Annotated in this window: 20 protein-coding genes; 8 read left to right on the top strand and 12 right to left on the bottom strand. The window is 54.6% G+C overall.

Annotated features, from left to right (window positions below):
• Positions 1-56: 56 nt before the first annotated feature.
• The 4 genes from gshAB to AC13H5_RS13560 form a co-directional block, all read right to left on the bottom strand.
• Positions 57-2,348, bottom strand: a complete 2,292-nt coding sequence (gene gshAB, locus AC13H5_RS13575) for a bifunctional glutamate--cysteine ligase GshA/glutathione synthetase GshB (protein ID WP_483546021.1) — start codon at positions 2,346-2,348, stop codon at positions 57-59.
• Positions 2,332-3,681 (bottom strand): MATE family efflux transporter, encoded by a 1,350-nt coding sequence (locus AC13H5_RS13570; RefSeq protein WP_483546020.1) that lies wholly within the window; start codon positions 3,679-3,681, stop codon positions 2,332-2,334. Before AC13H5_RS13570 ends, gshAB begins: the two co-directional genes overlap by 17 nt.
• A gap of 112 nt (positions 3,682-3,793) precedes the next feature.
• Positions 3,794-4,258: a hypothetical protein gene (locus AC13H5_RS13565; protein ID WP_214753608.1), complete on the bottom strand. Its 465-nt coding sequence runs from the start codon at positions 4,256-4,258 to the stop codon at positions 3,794-3,796.
• Positions 4,255-4,464 carry a helix-turn-helix transcriptional regulator gene (locus tag AC13H5_RS13560; protein WP_021066034.1) on the bottom strand — a complete coding sequence of 70 codons (210 nt, stop codon included), beginning with the start codon at positions 4,462-4,464 and terminating at the stop codon, positions 4,255-4,257. Before AC13H5_RS13560 ends, AC13H5_RS13565 begins: the two co-directional genes overlap by 4 nt.
• A 119-nt stretch (positions 4,465-4,583) precedes the next feature.
• Between AC13H5_RS13560 and AC13H5_RS13555 the strand changes: the two genes are divergently transcribed.
• Positions 4,584-5,516 (top strand): ring-cleaving dioxygenase, encoded by a 933-nt coding sequence (locus AC13H5_RS13555; protein WP_214753610.1) that lies wholly within the window; start codon positions 4,584-4,586, stop codon positions 5,514-5,516.
• 22 nt (positions 5,517-5,538) lie between these two features.
• Here AC13H5_RS13555 and AC13H5_RS13550 read toward each other — a convergent pair whose 3' ends face one another.
• Positions 5,539-5,979 (bottom strand): RrF2 family transcriptional regulator, encoded by a 441-nt coding sequence (locus AC13H5_RS13550; RefSeq protein ID WP_021066036.1) that lies wholly within the window; start codon positions 5,977-5,979, stop codon positions 5,539-5,541.
• Between the two features lie 190 nt (positions 5,980-6,169).
• Here AC13H5_RS13550 and AC13H5_RS13545 point away from each other — a divergent pair, with 190 nt between their 5' ends.
• Complete coding sequence (locus AC13H5_RS13545; RefSeq protein ID WP_483546019.1) at positions 6,170-7,270, top strand: globin domain-containing protein; 1,101 nt, start codon at positions 6,170-6,172, stop codon at positions 7,268-7,270.
• Positions 7,271-7,326: 56 nt separating this feature from the next.
• Here the strand turns inward: AC13H5_RS13545 and AC13H5_RS13540 are convergent, their stop codons facing one another.
• The 5 genes from AC13H5_RS13540 to AC13H5_RS13520 form a co-directional block, all read right to left on the bottom strand.
• Entirely contained in the window at positions 7,327-7,836 is a 510-nt protein-coding gene (locus tag AC13H5_RS13540; RefSeq protein ID WP_483546018.1) for a hypothetical protein, read from the bottom strand.
• Between the two features lie 61 nt (positions 7,837-7,897).
• Entirely contained in the window at positions 7,898-8,311 is a 414-nt protein-coding gene (locus AC13H5_RS13535; RefSeq protein WP_021066039.1) for a DUF350 domain-containing protein, read from the bottom strand.
• 3 nt (positions 8,312-8,314) lie between these two features.
• Positions 8,315-9,538: a glutathionylspermidine synthase family protein gene (locus AC13H5_RS13530; protein ID WP_483546017.1), complete on the bottom strand. Its 1,224-nt coding sequence runs from the start codon at positions 9,536-9,538 to the stop codon at positions 8,315-8,317.
• Positions 9,535-9,900: a hypothetical protein gene (locus AC13H5_RS13525; protein ID WP_021066041.1), complete on the bottom strand. Its 366-nt coding sequence runs from the start codon at positions 9,898-9,900 to the stop codon at positions 9,535-9,537. The genes AC13H5_RS13530 and AC13H5_RS13525 overlap by 4 nt, the downstream gene beginning before the upstream one ends.
• Positions 9,897-10,355, bottom strand: coding sequence for a hypothetical protein (locus AC13H5_RS13520; protein ID WP_021066042.1), 459 nt, complete (start codon positions 10,353-10,355; stop codon positions 9,897-9,899). Before AC13H5_RS13520 ends, AC13H5_RS13525 begins: the two co-directional genes overlap by 4 nt.
• 103 nt (positions 10,356-10,458) lie before the next feature.
• On the opposite strand from AC13H5_RS13520, the gene AC13H5_RS13515 reads away from it, so the two are divergent.
• From AC13H5_RS13515 to amyS, 5 genes are all read left to right on the top strand, one after another.
• Complete coding sequence (locus AC13H5_RS13515; protein WP_483546016.1) at positions 10,459-11,490, top strand: ion channel; 1,032 nt, start codon at positions 10,459-10,461, stop codon at positions 11,488-11,490.
• Positions 11,490-12,617: a YfbR-like 5'-deoxynucleotidase gene (locus AC13H5_RS13510; RefSeq protein WP_214753623.1), complete on the top strand. Its 1,128-nt coding sequence runs from the start codon at positions 11,490-11,492 to the stop codon at positions 12,615-12,617. Before AC13H5_RS13515 ends, AC13H5_RS13510 begins: the two co-directional genes overlap by 1 nt.
• Positions 12,618-12,730: 113 nt before the next feature.
• On the top strand, positions 12,731-13,063 hold the full coding sequence (locus tag AC13H5_RS13505) for a PadR family transcriptional regulator (protein WP_214796623.1): 333 nt from the start codon (positions 12,731-12,733) through the stop codon (positions 13,061-13,063).
• Positions 13,060-13,587 carry a DUF2812 domain-containing protein gene (locus AC13H5_RS13500; protein WP_214796625.1) on the top strand — a complete coding sequence of 176 codons (528 nt, stop codon included), beginning with the start codon at positions 13,060-13,062 and terminating at the stop codon, positions 13,585-13,587. Before AC13H5_RS13505 ends, AC13H5_RS13500 begins: the two co-directional genes overlap by 4 nt.
• A gap of 198 nt (positions 13,588-13,785) precedes the next feature.
• Positions 13,786-15,303, top strand: coding sequence for an alpha-amylase (gene amyS / locus AC13H5_RS13495; RefSeq protein WP_251131319.1), 1,518 nt, complete (start codon positions 13,786-13,788; stop codon positions 15,301-15,303).
• Positions 15,304-15,330: 27 nt separating this feature from the next.
• Here the strand turns inward: amyS and AC13H5_RS13490 are convergent, their stop codons facing one another.
• Together AC13H5_RS13490 and lipA are read right to left on the bottom strand one after the other, a co-directional pair.
• Positions 15,331-16,161, bottom strand: coding sequence for a lipoate--protein ligase family protein (locus tag AC13H5_RS13490; RefSeq protein ID WP_214796629.1), 831 nt, complete (start codon positions 16,159-16,161; stop codon positions 15,331-15,333).
• 18 nt (positions 16,162-16,179) lie between these two features.
• A complete protein-coding gene (gene lipA, locus AC13H5_RS13485) occupies positions 16,180-17,079 on the bottom strand; it encodes a lipoyl synthase (protein WP_371743440.1) in 900 nt (299 codons plus the stop codon).
• A gap of 327 nt (positions 17,080-17,406) precedes the next feature.
• On the opposite strand from lipA, the gene AC13H5_RS13480 reads away from it, so the two are divergent.
• Entirely contained in the window at positions 17,407-19,356 is a 1,950-nt protein-coding gene (locus AC13H5_RS13480) for a glycoside hydrolase family 3 protein (RefSeq protein WP_483546015.1), read from the top strand.
• Positions 19,357-19,370 lie beyond the last annotated feature (14 nt).

Below are 19,370 nucleotides of genomic sequence, written 5' to 3'. Positions count from 1 at the left end.
AAAGAAGATACATCTGTCTAATCAATGTAGTCTCTATTCCCGATTCGTGGACCTCTTCAACCTTTTCCGTCAAATAACAAATCGAGCACGGTCTCGCCGATTGGCCGTTCCTTGCCTTCGTACGGGAAGGCGTGGATATGGATGGCCGGATTGAAGTTCAGCTCGATGATGCCATAGTCGATATCTCCATCAAGTGAGGGAATCATCATATCGACGCCGCAAATCGTCGCGCCGATTGCTTTTGCTGAATCGACCGCAATCTGTTTATAGAAGTCGGCGATTCGGTCCGTATAGTCGATGCTGTCACCGCCTGTGCTGATGTTTGAGTTCTCACGCAAGAAGACGAGCTCACCATCGGCGAGGACACTGTCCGGTGTCTTGCCTTGAGAACGGAGGAAAGCCACGACGATGTCATCGATGTCGATTTTTTCGAGCGGTGTCTTATAACCTTTGCCCCGGAGAGGATCCTCATTTTTTTTGGCGACGAGCTCACGGATCGTCGACACATCGTCCCCGGTCACGTTCGCCGGGACGCGGTGTAAAATGCCTGCGACTTCGTCTCCGATGACGAGGAAACGATACTCTTTCCCGGGCAGGAACGTCTCGAGCAGGACGACGTCGTCAAACGTACGGGCGTGACGGAACGCCTCGAGCGTCTCGTCGAACGTCGTGCCGTCCTTGAAGATGTGGATGCCGATGCCAAAGTTCGTCGATTTCGGTTTCAAGACGATCGGCTGGTTCGCGAACGTAGACCAGGCGTCTTGTAAATCGACTTCACTCCGGAGTTCGACCCCGCTCGGCACCCGGATGCCCTGTTCGGCGAGTACGTGTTTCGTTACCGTTTTATTTTCCATCATGAGGACCGAGACATAGTTATCTTTCGACGTCTTCGTCGCTTGTTTCACGTACTCGGTCTGGTTGCCGTGACGGATGCGGAGAAATTGGTCATCGCGGTCAATCACCTCAACCGCATACCCACGTTTCAGGGCCGCCTTCATCAAAATCTGCGTCGACAGCTCCATATCCGTGTAGCCATGCACCCGGAACCGGTTGGCGTATGCATCTTGATAGAATAGTTCCGCTTGCCGGAGTGACCAGTCCGTATAGCCGTCTGTCATCATGGCGGAGGTGAGGCGTGACGCGTAAGTCGTCTCAACATGGTCGATCCGATCCCGGACAGAGGCAAAGACGTCGTCGAACCCGAGGGTGTATCGGTCATTGAACGCTTCAATCTCGTCGAGCAAATCGCGTGCGTATGTCTGAAGCGGCACCGCCTCGCCATCGCGGTACAGCAAGAGCGTTGGGGATAGGCCTTCTTTCGCCACGCGTTGCTGGTTGTGGAACGCCTCGGCTTGCCAGTCCGTAAATCGTGTCTCGTCTTTCAACGTCAAGTAGAGCAAGAAGACGTGCAGGAACTTCAAGTCGGACAGGGCGATGCCGGTCTTCTCGAACGGGTTGAGGTCGATGTTACGAATCTCGACGTAATCGATGCCGTTCGTCTCCAGTCGTTCCAAGTCATTGCCGCCCCGTGACGTTTTCAGCCGAATCGGAGAGTAGAGCTCGTTCGGGTTGGCGATGTCACCTTGGGCGATGAAGCGGCGCACGCTCGCGGTGTAGTCCGAGAGCGTTGAATAGTCCGGATAGAGTGGCTCGACATTCGTGTAGCCGCAGTCACTATTCCGGTACGACAACGCCGTCGTATTCGAATACACGTCCTCGCTGAGTGCCTGCATTTGACTGACGCAACGTTCTTCATAGCTCGTATGGACAGCCGGTGTCCCGCCTAACAGATAGACGACGAGCCAACGCGTCCGTAAATAGTTGCGGACGAGTTTTAAATAAAGGTCGTTCTTGAAACGGTCGTAGCGTTCCGGCGATCCTTCATAGAGGGCGGCAATCAACTCGTCTGCGAACGAGAAGTTGAAATGGATGCCCGAGATGAGCTGTTTTTTCGCCCCGTATTTTTGGAGCAGGTGTTCCCGATAGCGGCCGGCCTCGAGTCCTGAATTGCCGAAATCCGCGAGCGGGATGACCCCGCCGTCCGGAAGCGCGCACGGCATCGATTGCGGCCAAAGCCGTTCATCGCCGATGTTCAGTGCCGTGACGTCGTACAGTGTCTCTAAGAAATTGTGCGCCGCTTCGACGGTCGGAAACGTCGGGGTGATCAGTTCAATCTGACTTTCCGAGAAGTCGGTCGTAATATACGGGTGCGTCGCCTTGTCACCGAGTCCTGCCGGATGCTTCGTGACGGCGAGCGTCCCTTCAGGTGTCACGCGGAGCATCTCACGCTCGATGGCGAAACGCCCGTGCAACAGTTGTTTGCTTAGTTGATTAAATCGCTTCTGCAAGGGAAGTCACTTCCTTTTTCATTAGTCGGACATAGAGGACGGAGACGAGCCCTTTGACGATGCTTGAGATGGCGATGCTCCACCAAATGGCATCGAGACCGAGATAGGGCTCGAGGGCAAGCGCGAGCGGGATACGGGCGACGGTGAAGACGATCGAGATCGTGGCTGGGATTTTAGGGAGTCCGAGCCCTGAGAAATAACCGTTCCCGATCATCTCGAAGGAGGCGAAGATGAGCGAGATCCCGATGATCCGTAAATAACTCCCGCCGATTTCGATCGTTCTCGGATCATCGACGAACAGCCCGATCAGGACGTCCGGTACGAATAAAAACACGAGGGTGATCAGCCCGGTATACAAGACACCGAGCCGTGTCGTCACCCGGTAGCCTTCATGGACCCGGTCCACTTTGCGGGCGCCGAGATTTTGCCCCGTGTAACTCGCGATGGCACCGTTCAGTCCACCGATCATCATATAGGCGATCGACTCGATTTGAAGCCCGATGCGCTGGGCCGCGATCGCTTCGGTCCCGTATGAACCGATCATGCGGGCGAGGATAATGCTGATGACCGTGAACAAGACGCGCTGGGTCGCCATCGGGAAACCGAGGCGAAGAATTTCTTTATAGTCCGTGCGATTTGGTTCGACCGTCTCCTCCCAATCGAATAAAGCGCGGGCTCGGTGCCAGAAGAAACCGAACATGACGACGTTCGCGACGAGCGTCGCGAGACCGGCCCCGACGACGCCGAGTCCGAGCGGATAGATGAAGAGCGGTGACAGGATCATATTGAGGGTGACCCCGGTCGCGTTGATACGCATTGCCGTCGTCGTATTGCCATAGGCACTGAACAGACGGGCGAACAGCAAGTTGAAGAACGAGAACACGAGCATCGGTGCACTGACGAGCAAATAGCTGTAAGCCAATCGTTCGACAGCCGGTGCGTTCATGTTCAAAAAGCCGATGAGCGTCTGGCCGAGTACGGCGAGGAGGACGACGAACAACAGTCCGATCCCGAGGTTCATTCGCCTCCCAGCCCGGACGTAGCGCTGAATCAACTCTTGATCCCGCCGTCCGACGGCTTGCGACACTTTGATGCCGGCACCGACGACGATGAGCGATTGAATCGCCTGACCGAGCATGATATAAAAACTGGCCGCGCCGATGCTGGCGACGGCATCGCTGCCGAGCGCGCCGACCCAGAACATATCGACGAGACTATAGGTGAACTGTAAAAGCGAACTGCCGACGAGCGGAAGGGCGAGCGCCACGATGACGCGTTGAACCTGACCGGTCGTCAAATCGATGGTTTTCACGATGAAAGACTCCTTCAACACATTTAGTATATAACCATTTAGTTATATATAAGCACGACGTGACCGAATTCGCAATCGTAGGGAACGACTCGACGAAAAATCGACACAAAAAAAGGAATTCGATGTGAATTCCTTAATGGGTATAGGCGCGGATCCAAGTCGTCATGTAGACGAGTGTCGAGATGATCAGTGTCGAGGCGAGCGCGTAAATCGGATAGGCTGGGAGCGCATTCTCGAACAGCGGATAAAACATGAACGACGCCATGAGGAGCGGTACGGTGATCCCGAACGAGACGTAGGCCGCTTTCGTCGCTTTCGCCGTGATGATTTGTTCCCGCTCGTCGACTTCGCTAAATTCCGTCATCCGGACCGACCATTGGCCGAAGCTTAAATTTTGGTTCGGGCGCGTCTTGAACGAATAGACCGTCCAAACGATGAAGAAGCCGACTAACAGCAAGAGCGGTAACAGGTTAAACTCAATCTCGAATCGGTCGGTCTCGATGACAGTCGACACGTCAGATAAGAACGAACTGAACAGAAAAGCCATCAGGACGTACAAGATGATGCTGGAGATGGATTGGATGACGACGTGTTTCAATTTGTTTCCTCCTCGATTGTGAAAATAGATTCGACCGGTTCCTCGAACACGCGGGCGATTTGCATCGCCAGCAGAAGCGACGGGGTGTAGCTCCCTTTTTCGAGCGAGATGATCGTCTGTCTCGTCACACCGACCTTGGCTGCCAAGTCGCCTTGGGTCAATTGATGCCGGGCCCGCAACTCTTTGACGCGATTGATTAATGGCATGCCGCCACCTCATTTCTTATTTCTATCCTCAGTGTAAAATAAACTTTACTTAATGTAAAGCTAACTTTACTTATTTGTGGATGGTACAATATAATCAAAGTCGAAAGGGGAGAAGTTGGATGAAGGCGATTATAGGACAACATCACGTGTCGGCGATGACGGGGGACGCGTTGAAGAACTTGCGATTCTATACGGAAGTCCTCGGGATGCGGCTTGTCAAAAAGACGGTCAACCAAGACGATCCGTCGATGTACCACTTGTTTTACGCAGATGAATCGGGGACACCGGGGACGGATTTAACGTTCTTCGAGCTACCGTTTCTCGGACAGACGTATAAAGGATCGAGCAGCATCTCACGGACGGCGCTCCGGGTGCCGGAAGGGGCAATGTCGTACTGGCTTGAGCGATTTTCCGAATTCGGTGTACTTCATGATCCGGTAGAGGATGTACTAGGGCGGCCAACGCTCTACTTCGAAGATGAGGAAGGACAACGGCTCTGTCTCGTCGAGGGCGGGTCAGGGACGCCGTGGAAAAACGGACCGGTGCCGGCGGACGTCGCCGTCTTCGGCCTCGGATTTAGCGAGTGGACGGTGCGGCGAATTGAGAAGACGGAACGGGTGCTGACGGACGTGCTCGGATATCGCTTCGTGTCTGAGTTCGAGCGAAACGGTCAATCGGTTCGTGTGTTCGAGACGGGGGATGGCGGTGTGGCGACAGAGATTCATCTCGTCGACCGTCCCGATTTGCCATCGGAGCGCCCGGGCCGGGGTAGTGTCCACCACGTCGCAATCCGCGTCGAGGATGATTTGGAGATGGCGCGTTGGGTCGAGCGGCTCGATTCATTCGGCATCAGTCATTCAGGTCTGATCGACCGTTATTATTTCAAATCGATTTATTTCCGCGAACCGAGCGGGATTTTGGTGGAACTCGCGACGGACGGACCTGGTTTTACGACCGACGAATCCCTCGAGACGCTCGGAGAACGCTTGGCGCTGCCGCCGTTTCTCGAGCCACGACGAGCCGAGATCGAAGCCAAATTGAAGCCGCTATAACAGGAAAACCCGACAGACTATTTCAGTCCGTCGGGTTTTGTATGCCTAGCAACATGGCCAGTTCGTTCGTCCGGTTAGCGACGAGGTCGGCAATCGTGTAGCGGTCGAGCACGTGCAGGAAGGCGAGCATCGCCTCGTTCAAGACGCTCCGCAAATCGCATGCGGGCGCGATGACACATCGTCCCTCGCCGAAACATTCGACGAGCTCGAACGGTTCCATCGTCCGGACGACGTCGCCGACGTTGATGTCCTCCATCGGTCGGGCGAGTCGGAAACCGCCGCCACGGCCGCGCACCGATTCGAGATAACCGTGCTTGCCGAGCTCATAGACGACTTTCATGACGTGATTCTTTGAAATCTGATATTGATCCGCCACTTCTTGAATCGTCACGAGACGATGGGAGAACGTGGCGCTATACATGAGTGTTCGGAGTGCGTAATCGCACGTTTGCGTGAGCCGCATGATGTTTCACCTCTTCATCCGTTCATTGTACAAGACATCTGACGAAAGCGCGACGATGGAAGATGTGAAAAAAGCGTGGCGGATTCAAGGCGGAAATTTGAACTTGTGTCTAAACAAGTATTTTATATATTGCTTTTGAAGTGACTTACCTCACATAATGGACGTGTACTTTCAAAAAGGGGGAAACAATATGTTAGATCAACAAACCATGGATATCGTCAAAGCAACAGCACCGGTCTTGAAAGACCACGGTGTTGCCATCACGAGTCACTTCTATAAGCGCATGTTCGAAAACAACCCAGAAGTCCGCCACTTCTTCAACCATACGAACCAAAAACGCGGTCGTCAGCCAGAGGCGCTCGCCAACGCTGTCTACGCGGCAGCCGTCCATATCGATCGTCTCGAAGCGATTCTTCCGGCCATCCAACCGGCGCTTCATAAACATAAGAGCTTGAACATCCGTCCGGAACATTATCCGATTGTCGGCGAGAACTTACTCGGCGCGATTCAAGACGTGCTCGGTGAAGCAGCCACGCCGGACATCATTGACGCGTGGGCGAAAGCATATGGTGTCATCGCCGACGTCTTCATCTCACTCGAGAAACAGATGTATGCCGATGCGCCATGGATTGGTTTCAAACCGTTCACGGTCGCTGAAGTGATCGAAGACACGCCGGAAGTGAAACGATTCCGAATCAAAGCGAACGATGGCGTCGTCGGGACGGCCATCCCAGGTCAATACATCTCGGTCCAAGCTCGTATCGCTGGGGAAGACATCTTGCACCATCGTCAATATAGCGTCGTCGAGACGACAGAAGACGGCTACTGGATCGCTCCGAAAGCGGAAGGGCTCGTCTCAAACTGGCTCCACGAGCAGACGGTCGGCACGGAAATTCCAGTGAGCGCGCCGGCTGGTGAATTCGTGCTTGAAGACACGGACCGCCCGCTCACACTCGTCGCTGGCGGGATCGGTATCACACCGCTCTTCAACATGGCGAAAACGGCACTCGGCCAAGGGCGTTCAGTCACGTTGTTGCACGCGGTCCGTAGCACGAACCTCCGTCCGCTCGGTGAAGAGCTCGATGAACTCGTGAACGCTGGTCTTCAGCTCATCACGCACGTCGATGACGTATCAGGCTGTATGAGTGCAAAACAACTCGAAGCACTTGATGTCGAGGGACACGACGTCTACACGTGCGGTCCGACCGCGATGATGGAGACGGTCGTCCAAACGATTCCACAAGCCCGTTACGAGTTCTTCGGTCCATCGGCCGTACTTGCCCGCGCTTAAAAATGTTTAGGAATAGAGAATACAAAAACCGCAGACCAGCGTTGGTCTGCGGTTTTTCATAGGTCAATCGAGTCAATCACTTGACCGTTTTGGTCTAACGTTTGAATCGTCCAATCTTCTTGAGGGACGTTATGCAGTTTCAAGATATGGTATTTAGAAAACGCATCCTCTTCGGGACGATTGAGGACGTGTTCTCCTTGCATACGCTCTCCGATGATGCGGAGAGAAGCTACGTTTTGAGGGTTGTTGTTGAGACGCACCCCCCAATAATAAGTGTCTTCATGTTCAAACTCGATATAGTCGAACGGAGTTGCCTCGAGTGTCTCGACGGTCGCGGCACCATACCCGTCTCCACTCATCTCGGCGAGGCCGACAAGAGTCTCATCCTCGTTTGTGAAGAGGGCGAACGAGGATTCATCGAATTGATCATATGCATAGGCGTGAAAACCGTCATCAGCCAAACAGCGATCAAGCTTTCGATTCTCTAAAAATGTAGGTCCGTTTTGTATCAAGGCGATAAGTGCGATACAAGCCACTAAAATCAAAATGAATTTTTGTCTGAACATTTCTCTTTTCCTTTCTATGGAAACAGCCCATGCCTCAATCCTGAGCGCATGGGCTGTTTGATTAGTACGTCAAACTCGCGGCGACGATGATGCCGACGACGAGTGAGGCGGAGAAAAGGCTGATCCCGATGGCGAGGTTGCCGTTCTCGACTTCTTTCTCTAAGTTCACGCCTGGAGTCAGGACGTATTCAAACGTCCAGAAGGCGAGCACTTGAGCGAGAATCCCGACGAGTCCCCAGATGAAGGCATCGAGCAAGTTGACGCTGTTCGCCCACACCGTGTAGATGACGATGGCGAGACCGATTGCTTTCCCCCAAAGTTTAAGTGCGACGGCGACGTTGCCTTCTTTAATCAGTTTACGTTCCGAGTACTTCGTCGTAAGGGCAAAGACGACGAGTCCGGCTAGAATAAGTCCAAATCCCGTACCGAGGTGAGCCAGGAAGCTCAGGATTGAATCGAGCGTGATGAATGTCATGTGTTAGTCTCCTTCGTGAGTGGGTGTGCCGATCGCTAAATAATACGATTGGTTGTTCGTGATCATGCTCCCGGCGCGGACACCGAGTGCGGACGGGTGACCGTTCAAACAAAAACAGCCGACCATGTAATGTGTTTCAATCGGCCCGTTGACCGTGTTCGTCAGACGGGTCGGCAGTTCCAAGAACTGCTGATAGACGGCGGTCTCTTGTGCGTACGTCTGGAGCGTCTCTTTATGGAACGGGACGCCGTCTTGGTCATAGAGGATGACCGAGTCGCCTTCCCGGCCGAAAGCGGGCTTTTGCACGTATGCGCTCTGGCCGATAAACGGTTCGGCCTCGAGATACGTCGGTAAAAAATAAGTCGCAATGATGGAACGTTCCGCTTCGTCGAAATATGTATCGGCCTCATACAGTTCCCAAATGAGTGCTTGGACGCCTTTGGACTGCATGAGAAACGCCGAGAGCGGATTGAGCAGCGAGACGTGTTTGGCCGCGTTCAGTTCGAGCAGTCGGATGCCGATCAAATCACCATTGGGTGTCCGGTCGTCGACCAGATGCTCGATCGGGTAGGTCTGCCGATATAACACGTCGACTTTTTCCCCGGACGGTGTGAAGACGCCGTCCGCCTCGACGAGCAATCGGTCGAGCGGGACGAACTCGGACGGCAAATCGAGCGTCTCTTGAAGGAAACGCGTCGTCCATTTGTCCTCGATGTTGTCATCGTGGGCCGTGAAGACGATTTTCGGTGCCCCGTCCCGGTCGAGTCGTTGCCATGCTGCGATGATGGCTTTTCGCAGTTCGGCCTTGAGCTCTTCGGTCGACGCCGCGTTCGGGTCGTCGAGTTCGAATTCTGTCGTCACATAGCCGTTCACATCGAACAGTTCTTTGATGAACGTCGGTGTGTCGGCATTGAATTCCATCAGTTTAAGCGTGTCGTCTTTAACGATCCAGTCATAGCGACCGATAATCGTCTCTTGCGGGATCGCCTTCTCGCGCAGGAACGGCAGGCTCGCCTCAGGATAACCGAGCAGGCGGAGCGTATCGTCCGGGAGCGTCCGAAGCAGACGGTTCGTCTTGCGGAAAATCGCATCGACGTCACGCGTCGCCTCACGAATCTGCCTCACCACGTCATCCGACATGGCGAGACAGTCGTAAAGGGCGTACTCTTCGTCATTCAAGTCAGGCCAAAAGAAAGGGATTTGGCCAAACAGTGCGTCTCGCTTCATCCCCCAAAGCCGCCTTTTGAGCCGCTACCGAGTCCCGAGTTGGAGCCTGAGTTTGATTTGTTCGGGGTGATGCTGCTGGCGCCGCCGTTTGAGCGGTAATTTTTATACGCTGATGAGTTCTTCAATGCACTCTTTGAGTTAAAGAGGCTGCCGAGCAAGAAAAAGCTACCGAAGTGAGGCGATCGATCATCATCACAGTAATATGACTCCGTTTCATCATCCCAATCCCAATCGTCACACTCGTAGCCGGTCGGTTCTTCCGGTAACGTCGCTTGTTCTGTTTCGTCGGTGCCACAAGCCGCTAACGATGCGGTCAAGACAGCAGCCGACAGACCGCTCAAGATTTTTTTGCTTGTCTTCATGTTGATTCCTCCAATGTATAACCTGTAGGGGTAACGTAAATGACATAGACGCCACGATCTTCGTCCGTCTCGGCCGAGTCGCGTTCATACTCTTTGCCGGCGACGTACAAGTATTGACTGCCGAGCATGGCGAGTGCGTCGAGATGCCGATCGACGTAATACGCCTCGAGCATCGGGTTGTCGAACCGGTCGTCGAGCGTCCGAATTTCCACTTTAATGTCGGTCGTCTCGTGCTTGTCGACGGGCCCTTCCGTGTAGCGGTCGACGTAAATCAAGAAATATTGCTCGCCTTCGAGCGCCGATGAGCGCTGTTTGTAGGTCATGCCGTCCTTGACGAAAAATTCGCATTCGCGGCGGGCGAGTACTTCATCGAGGCCGAGCGATGTATAATGGTAGAGTGGCTCGAACGAAAGTTCATTTTTATAGAGTCGATATTCTAAAACGATTGAGTTCATGACGTCGTCCTTTCTTTTTTCTTTCTATACGAAACCGAACGTGAGGTGGTTTCGTAAATCAAGTAAGTTGTCTCTAGTATATAGGAAAAGGAGGGGTTTTTCTGTGCATATCTTTTTTCGTGTCTGGCGCGGATTATCGAAATTATCGTTTTTAAACGTCGTCTTGGCATCACTCGTCATCATCTTGACCGGTACCGTCCTCGGATTTGTGCTTGAACCGGAGACGTTCCCGTCGATGTTCGACTCATTCTGGTGGACGATGACGACGCTCACGACCGTCGGATATGGTGACTTTTTCCCGACATCGGTCGCGGGACGTTGGCTCGGGATTTTCTTGTTCCTGTTCGGGATTGGGATTATCGGGGCGTTGATTGGAAAACTCGTTGAAGTCGGTGCGACGTTTCAACGGTTAAAACGGGAGGGGAAGTTAGTGTATCGAGGAGAAGGGCATTACGTCTACATCGGCTGGTCGCCGAAGACAAAGAAAGCAATCGATGAAGTGCTCATCTATGAGCCAAAGGCTGAGATCGTCTTGATTGATCAGTTGAAGGAAGAACCGTACGACCACGATAACGTTCACTTCGTCCACGGTGACGCGTCGGATGAGACGGTACTCTTGCAGGCCAATATTTTAAAGGCGCGCCGCATCGCCATCTTCGCGGATGCCCGCATCACGGAGACACTCCTCGCCGACGGAAAATCATTGCTCATCGCGTCCGCGGTCGAAGCGCTATCGTCTGAACGCGGCGTCGATTTGCATACAGTCGTTGAGGTGTGCGAGGAACGGAACATCTCGAAATTCAAACACGTTCGGATTGACGACTTTATTCTCGCGAACGACTCGGTGTCACTCCTCATGGCGAAAGCGACGCTGCAACCGGGGACGACATCGATTTTCCGTCAGCTGCTTAGTAAACAGTCAGGCGGCAACATCCAGGCGCTCGCGCCGAAACCGGAATGGACGACCATCCGGGAGGCTGCGGAAAGCTTGTTGCATCAAGGCGTCACGTTAATCGCTGTCAACGACCGTCTCGATTACGCGACGGTGCTCGATACACCGCTTCAGGCGAGCGATATGCTTTACATCGTCTGTCACGATGACTCGTGGGAGCGACTGAACCAAGGAGGAATTTGATGTATAACGGAACGTTTATCCGCAAGATGACACGCATGCAGAACGTGCAACGATGGGACGAGTATGCACCGCATTATCATGACAACGCGGCAAGCCACAGTTTCCGCGTCGCTGTCTTCAGCTTGATTGCCGCATACTACGAAGAGAACAAAGGACAGGACGTCAACTTGCTCGACGTGCTTGGGAAGGCACTGTTCCATGATATGAACGAAGTGCAGACCGGACCGATCATGCACCGGACGAAAAAAGAACCGACGCTCAAAGAACATATCGAACGGATGGAGCGGACGGCGAGTCTCGGCCTCGTCGAGTTACTGTCGCAGTCGCTGCGGCCGCATTTCTATCGTTTTCTCGTCGAGGCGGAGGACGACTCATTCGAAGGACGGCTCGTCGACGGCATCGACTCGTTCGACGCGATGCTGTTCGTGCGGCGCGAAGTCGGACACGGCTCGCCCCATTTCGTCGCGAAGCTTGAAGAGATGAAAGCAGCCCTGCGCAATCATCCGCTCGAATCGGTCCGCTGGCTCTACGAACAAGTCGAGGCGGAGACCGACGTGGCGACGTTCATCGAGAACGTCATGCGGATGGACAGCGTAAGGCGTTGGAAAGGCCGTTTCAATACGATTGACGATAACGACGCCATCCATGGATTCCGGGCGGCCGCGCTCGGGCTGTTCAGCGGCTTGTTGGAGCGCGAGAAGTATGACGTCGACGTCGATGTCGCCGAACTGACGGCCCGTCTTCTCTGTCACGACCTCGTCGAAGGGGTGACCGGGGACGTGCTCGGCCCGGTGAAACATTCGACCGCGGAGACCGGTGCGGCGTTCGAAGCATACGAACGAGCCGAGAGCGAGGCGTTGTTGTCGCTCCTGCCGGACTACATGCAGCCGGCGTTCCGCCGCTATATGGCCGATTCGAAAGATGACACGTATGAAGGCATGCTCGTCGATATGATGGACAAGCTCGACGCGCTCATCAAGATGAACATGGAGCGGAAGATGAACGGGGCCGAGTACGAGGTCACGTATCGGGAGCAGCTCCGTAAAGTGCAGATGCGTTACGAGAACCCGAGCATGTTGTTTTTCTTGGCGTACATCTTGCATGATTTAGATTATGTCACCAGTTAACGAGGTCGCAGACGAACCGTCTGCGGCTTTTTTATATCATTCATTGACATATATCATTCAACGATATATAGTGAGGGTAAGATATATCAATGAATGATATAGGAGGTGGCGGGATGCCACGTAATGACACGATTGAACTCGGAGAATTGACCGACAGCATGTTCTACATTCTCCTCGCCTTGACCGAGGCGCGTCACGGCTACTTGATTATGCAGTTCGTCGAGGAGTTGACGAAGGGGCGAATCAAGATTGGCCCGGCGTCGATGTATACGATTATCAAAAAGCTCGTGAACGCACAGCTCATCGAGCCGCTCGACGGGGACGGGAAGAAGAAGAGTTATGTGATTACGACCCAAGGCCGCGCACTCGTGGCCGAGGATTTGAAACGACGGCAAGCAATCGTTGACGATGCACGCTTCATTTTGGAAGGGGAGGGACACCGATGAAACGGAAATATATGTCGAGTTGGGGACTGGCGTTCGCCGAAGAGCGGGAGATGAAAAAGCTAGGGGAGATGGCAGCTCGTGGCTGGCATTTAGAGAAGTTCGCACCGCTCGGCTATACGCTCGTCGAAGGAGAGCCGATGGATGTACGCTACAGTCTCGATTACCGCCAACGGCCGGACGAAGATTACTTCGAGCTGTTCGCCGCGAGCGGTTGGGAACACGTGACATCGACCGGTGATGAGATTCATGTGTTCAAAGGTCGTCCGGATGCCATACCGCTTTACACCGATCAAACGACAACGCATGACAAATATGCGCAAGTCGAGCGGCAAATGGGAAAAGCCGCGCTCGTGTGCCTGGTCATTTCAATCGGGCTGATGCTGTTGCTCCAATTAAGTTGGTCGGGTACGGCCGAGGCGATCATCTGGATTGTCCAAACCCTCGTGGTGATCGGACTCGTCTTCACCGGACTCCCGTATCTCGGTTTCCTCGTGAAGCGAAAACGTTTGGAACGGAATGAATGACTAGGCGGATGGCACAAGCCATCCGTTTTGCTTTGGTCGACTGAACTATTCAAGAAAAAAATAGTTAGGCGCAGAGAACTGTTTTATGGAAATCCTCTATTCAACCAAAATAGAATCGGGCATGATAATTAATGAAAGCGCTTGCATTCATTTTGAAGAGGAGGAACGGGCATGGGTAAAAGACGGAAAGGGTTAGCGATGACGGCTGGTGTCACCGCGATTGCACTGCTCGCCGGGCAACCGGTCGCACAGGCGGCGACGCCGCAAAACGGTACGATGATGCAGTACTTTGAATGGTATGTCCCGAACGACGGACTGCATTGGAACCGACTATCGAACGACTCGCAGCACTTGAAAGACATCGGGGTGACGACGGTGTGGATTCCGCCGGCGTATAAAGGCACGTCACAAAACGATGTCGGATACGGGGCGTACGATTTATACGATCTCGGTGAGTTCAACCAAAAAGGCACAATCCGGACGAAGTACGGCACGAAAGCCCAGCTCCAGACCGCTATCTCGAACTTGCGCGGCAAAGGCATCGGCGTCTACGGCGACGTCGTCATGAATCATAAGGGCGGGGCCGACTATACTGAAAGTGTCCAGGCGATCGAGGTCAATCCGTCGAACCGGAACCAAGAGACGTCCGGGGAGTACGGCATCTCGGCCTGGACCGGCTTCAATTTCGCGGGGCGCAACAATACATACTCGCCATTCAAATGGCGCTGGTACCATTTTGACGGGACCGATTGGGATCAGTCACGCAGCTTGAGCCGCATCTATAAGTTCAAGAGCACGGGCAAGGCGTGGGACACGGACGTGTCGAACGAGAACGGAAACTATGACTACCTCATGTACGCGGACGTTGACTTCGAACATCCCGAGGTCCGCCAAGAGATGAAGAACTGGGGCAAATGGTACGCCGACTCGCTCGGGCTCGACGGTTTCCGGTTGGATGCGGTCAAGCATATCAGCCACTCGTACTTGAAGGAGTGGGTGACGAGCGTGCGCCAGACGACCGGGAAAGAGATGTTCACGGTCGCCGAGTACTGGAAGAACGATCTCGGTGCCATCAACGACTATCTGTACAAGACGGGCTACACGCACTCCGTCTTCGATGTGCCGCTCCATTACAACTTCCAAGCGGCCGGTAACGGCGGTGGGTATTACGATATGCGCAACATCTTGAAAGGCACCGTCACCGAGCAGCATCCGTCGCTGTCCGTGACGATTGTCGATAACCACGATTCACAACCGGGCCAGTCGCTCGAGTCGACGGTCGCCAACTGGTTCAAACCGCTCGCCTACGCGACGATCATGACGCGCGCTCAAGGTTATCCGGCCCTCTTCTACGGGGACTATTATGGCACGAAAGGGACGACGAACCGTGAGATCCCGAACATGTCGGGCACGCTCCAACCGATTCTGAAGGCACGGAAAGACTTCGCCTACGGGACGCAACATGACTATCTCGATCATCAGGACGTCATCGGCTGGACACGTGAAGGGGTGACCGACCGCGCCAAATCGGGTCTCGCGACAATCCTATCGGACGGTCCGGGCGGCTCGAAGTGGATGTACGTCGGCAAACAGAACGCCGGCGAGGTATGGAAAGACATGACGAACAACAACGCCCGTCTCGTCACAATCAATGCTGACGGCTGGGGCCAGTTCTTCGTCAACGGAGGTTCGGTCTCCATCTATACGCAACAATAAGAAAAAACGAGTCGCGAGACTCGTTTTTTAACGTTTCCAGACCCATTCGTCACTCTCGTACTTAGTGACGAGCTCCTGAATCTCTTGTTGTTGCGCTTCGTTGAACGTCAGCGGCTCGAACGTCAAATCGAACGCGTCGCGAAATCCGTCCGTGAACGCCGCCGCGACCTCGTCGAAGGCGACCGGTCGGCCGAGTGTCTCGTTCAAGGAGACGGCCTTGTCACCAAATCGGGCTTTCGCCTCCGCCTTCGCATCGGCCTCGAGATTGAAGCAGTCGAACAGGACGTCATCGTCAATCGACAATGGGATTGACCCGTGTTGCAAGACGGCGCCTTGGTGGCGCACTTGGGCGCTCCCGGCAATCTTTTTCCCGCCGACGGCGAGCTCGTAGTACGAAGCGGCGTCGAAACAGACGGCCGACTTTGGTTTTCGGAGTGCCTCGCGGTCTGCCTCGGTCAATGGTACCGAGAATTCGGCCGGGACGCCGAGCGCGTGGTAGCCGCGGCGCACCCCTTCGGTCAAGAGACGATAGCTCTCGATGACGTTCGTCGGCAAAGACGGCATCGTCTCAGGGAGAATGACGCTATACGTCAGCTCATCCGCGTGCAAGACGGCCCGCCCACCGGTCAAACGACGGACGACCGGGATGCCATTCGAGGTGAGCGCCTCGCGGTCGAGGTCGCGCGTCGCTCGTTGGAAGCGCCCGACGCTGATGGCGTGCGGGGCCCAGGCGTAAAAACGGAGTGTCGGTTTCATGTCGCCGCGTGCGACCCAGCCGGCGATGGCCTCGTCGATGGCCATATTCTCGGCCGGGGACAGCGGGGCGGTGTGAAGCAAATGCCATGTCGTTCCAGTCATATGTGTCTCTTCTTTCTCTTAGTCGATTGGCAACATCGTATGACGACGCGCCTTGTGGACTTGTTCGTCCGCATGATATGAAGAACGGACGAGCGGTCCGGCTTCACAGTGGGAGAAGCCTTTCGCCAACGCGATCTCTTTCAACTCGGCGAACTCATCTGGATGGTAATAGCGCTCGACGTCGAGGTGCTTCTTCGTCGGCTGTAAGTATTGGCCAAGCGTGAGGATATCGACGTGGTGGGCCCGCAGGTCATCCATCGCCTCAATCAACTCTTCGCGTGTCTCGCCGAGTCCGACCATGATCGACGACTTCGTCGGGATGTCCGGGTTCAGCTCTTTCGACCGTTTCAAAAATTCGAGCGTCCGGTCGTACGTCGCTTTGGCGCGGACTCTCGGCGTCAAACGGCGGACCGTCTCCAAGTTATGGTTCATGATGTCCGGTCCGGCATCGATGAGCGTCTGGAGCGCCGAGAAGTCACCCATCATATCGGACGGGAGCACTTCGATTGACGTCTCCGGATTCATGCTACGGACAGCGCGGACTGTCTCGGCGAAGACGGTCGCCCCGTAATCGTTTAAGTCGTCGCGGGCGACGGCCGTGATGACGACGTGCTTCAAATTCATGAGACGGACCGATTCGGCGACGCGTTTCGGTTCTTCCCAGTCGAGCTCGTTCGGTTTGCCTGTCGTGACGGCGCAGAAGCGGCAAGCCCGCGTACAGATACTTCCGAGAATCATGAACGTCGCGGTGCGGCGGACGGCCCAACATTCGTGGATGTTCGGACATTTCGCCTCTTCACAGACGGTATGTAGATTTTTCTCGCGCATCATCTTTTTGAGACCGGTGTATGTCTCGTTCGTGTTCAGTTTAATCTTTAACCATTCCGGCTTTCGTTTCAGTTCCCCTCGTGCCAAGATGATTTCCCCCTTTTTGAAAGTTAACCCCTAACAAAAAGAGTTTACCAAAGATGAGGACGAATTCGAACCAGCGAAATTATTGGCTTTGCCAATACAGCTTGGATGTGTGTCAAAACAGAACATATATTTCAAAATGGTTACGCTTTCATGTGAAGTGTTGTTTCCCATTTTTTGAATTGCTATACTGACGTTGACCACCTGAATAAGGACCATATGTAACTGATACGATCAGGCATGGGGTGAACGAGCGTTGGTGAGGCAACGCTTCTTCCTCCATGCCTTTTTGTTTGGGGGTCGGGGAAACTTTCAAAAAGGAGTGGGGAAAACATGAACAAAGCACTGAACTGGACGGCGACACTGGGGCTAACGACAGCACTACTCGTCTCATCGGTCCCGATGGCGAACGCGGTCGTGGCAGAGGAGACGCCGGCCCCGTCGATTGAGCAGCGTGTCGACGCCAAGCTCGATTCGATGACGCTTGAACAAAAGCTCGGCCAAATGATCATGCCAGACTTCCGATTATGGAACGGGGCGAACCATACGGCACTCGCGACAGACGTAGCACGGGTCGTCGATCGGTTTGACCTCGGAGGTGTCATCTTGTTCGCGGAAAACGTGACCGAGACCGAACAGACGACGAAACTCGTCCACGACCTCCAAGAAGTCGTCAAACAAGACGAAAGCAACGACATACCGCTCTTCATCACAATCGACCAAGAGGGTGGGATCGTGACACGGCTTGGCACGGGCACGAACTTGCCGGGTAACATGGCGCTCGGGGCGACACGGAGCAGCCAGTACGCATACGACGCGGGGAATATTATCGGTTCGGAGTTGAACGCGCTCGGGGTGAACGTCAACTTCGGTCCGGTACTAGACGTCAACAACAACCCGGCCAACCCGGTCATCGGCGTCCGCTCGTTCTCGAGTGACCCAGAACTCGTCGGCGAGCTCGGCTCGGCGATGACGCAAGGGATTCAAGACCAAGGTGTCGCCGCGACGGCGAAGCATTTCCCGGGTCATGGTGACACGGCGGTCGACTCGCATTACGGACTTCCGATTGTTGACAAGTCGCTCGAAGACTTGCGTGGGCTCGAACTGTTACCGTTCAAACGGGCCATCACTGAAGGCATCGACATGATCATGACGGCACACATCGGCATGCCGCAAATCGAGGATGAGGTCGTCAACTCACCGCGCGGAACGTTCCCGCTCCCAGCGACGTTGTCGGACGATGTCATCACCGGCGTCTTGCGTGAAGAGATGGGCTATGAAGGCATCGTCGTCACGGACGCCTTGAACATGCAGGCGATCGCCGATAACTTCACGGAAGCCGAAGCGGTCATCAAGACGTTCGAGGCGGGCGTGGATATCGCCCTCATGCCGACGATCTTGCGGTCGAACGCGGACGTCGTGAAGCTCGAGACGATCTTTGACGACGTCATCGCGGCCGTCGAAGACGGACGCCTGTCAGAAGAGAAGATTGATGCAGCGGTCGAGCGGATTTTGACGCTCAAAGCGGAACGCGGCATTTGGCAAGAGTCGGTCGACACGACGACGCTCGAGGCGAAACTCGCCGAGGCGAAAGCGGTCGTCGGCAGTGCCGAGCATAAAGCGAAAGAACGTGAGATCGCCGAAGCGGCCGTCACGCTCGTGAAAAACGACGACAAGACGCTTCCGTTCAAACCGAAAAAAGGTGAGACGGTCCTCGTCTTGTCGCCGGCGAAAGACCAGACGGACAGCATGATCAAAACGATCAAGTCACTCGAGAAAAATGCCGGCAACATGAAAGACGTGAACGTCATCGCAGCGAACTATACGGCATCGACGAAGCACTTGGATCAAAACCCGGTATTGAAAGAAAAACTCGACGCGGCCGACTATATCATCGTCGGCTCGAACGTGAACAACAGCGCCAAGCTGAAATCGACGTCGGCGGACAACTACGTGCCGGCCGAAGTGTTCCGTTATGCGAACGAGACGGGCAAGAAGTCAGTCTTGCTCAGCCTGCGTAACCCGTACGATGTGGCGGTTCAACCGGATGCACCGGCCCAGCTCATCATCTACGGCTTCAAAGGTGACCCGAACGGACCGGATTCAGAGGCAGGCAATGCCAAATCGGCAGGACCGAACCTCCCGGCCGGCATTCGCGCCATCTTCGGTGAAGTGAAACCGACGGGCAAACTCCCAGTCGACGTACCGACGTTCGAGAACGGCGCGTTCGGTGACGACTTGCACCTCGAGTTTGGTGACGGATTCCGCAACTGGAACAAGTAAACAAAAACCGCGGG

This window comes from Exiguobacterium sp. FD-YE-25-4 (assembly GCF_057004685.1).
This window is presented reverse-complemented; position numbering and strand designations above follow the sequence as displayed.

What these genes read in the sequence shown, in the direction of transcription:
- AC13H5_RS13560 (WP_021066034.1), bottom strand. Translation starts at nt 4,464, where the DNA reads ATGCCATTAATCAATCGCGTCAAAGAGTTGCGGGCCCGGCATCAATTG.
- AC13H5_RS13555 (WP_214753610.1), top strand. Translation starts at nt 4,584, where the DNA reads ATGAAGGCGATTATAGGACAACATCACGTGTCGGCGATGACGGGGGAC.
- AC13H5_RS13550 (WP_021066036.1), bottom strand. Translation starts at nt 5,979, where the DNA reads ATGCGGCTCACGCAAACGTGCGATTACGCACTCCGAACACTCATGTAT.
- AC13H5_RS13545 (WP_483546019.1), top strand. Translation starts at nt 6,170, where the DNA reads ATGTTAGATCAACAAACCATGGATATCGTCAAAGCAACAGCACCGGTC.
- AC13H5_RS13540 (WP_483546018.1), bottom strand. Translation starts at nt 7,836, where the DNA reads ATGTTCAGACAAAAATTCATTTTGATTTTAGTGGCTTGTATCGCACTT.
- AC13H5_RS13535 (WP_021066039.1), bottom strand. Translation starts at nt 8,311, where the DNA reads ATGACATTCATCACGCTCGATTCAATCCTGAGCTTCCTGGCTCACCTC.
- AC13H5_RS13530 (WP_483546017.1), bottom strand. Translation starts at nt 9,538, where the DNA reads ATGAAGCGAGACGCACTGTTTGGCCAAATCCCTTTCTTTTGGCCTGAC.
- AC13H5_RS13525 (WP_021066041.1), bottom strand. Translation starts at nt 9,900, where the DNA reads ATGAAGACAAGCAAAAAAATCTTGAGCGGTCTGTCGGCTGCTGTCTTG.
- AC13H5_RS13520 (WP_021066042.1), bottom strand. Translation starts at nt 10,355, where the DNA reads ATGAACTCAATCGTTTTAGAATATCGACTCTATAAAAATGAACTTTCG.
- AC13H5_RS13510 (WP_214753623.1), top strand. Translation starts at nt 11,490, where the DNA reads ATGTATAACGGAACGTTTATCCGCAAGATGACACGCATGCAGAACGTG.
- AC13H5_RS13505 (WP_214796623.1), top strand. Translation starts at nt 12,731, where the DNA reads ATGCCACGTAATGACACGATTGAACTCGGAGAATTGACCGACAGCATG.
- AC13H5_RS13500 (WP_214796625.1), top strand. Translation starts at nt 13,060, where the DNA reads ATGAAACGGAAATATATGTCGAGTTGGGGACTGGCGTTCGCCGAAGAG.
- amyS (WP_251131319.1), top strand. Translation starts at nt 13,786, where the DNA reads ATGACGGCTGGTGTCACCGCGATTGCACTGCTCGCCGGGCAACCGGTC.
- AC13H5_RS13490 (WP_214796629.1), bottom strand. Translation starts at nt 16,161, where the DNA reads ATGACTGGAACGACATGGCATTTGCTTCACACCGCCCCGCTGTCCCCG.
- AC13H5_RS13480 (WP_483546015.1), top strand. Translation starts at nt 17,407, where the DNA reads ATGAACAAAGCACTGAACTGGACGGCGACACTGGGGCTAACGACAGCA.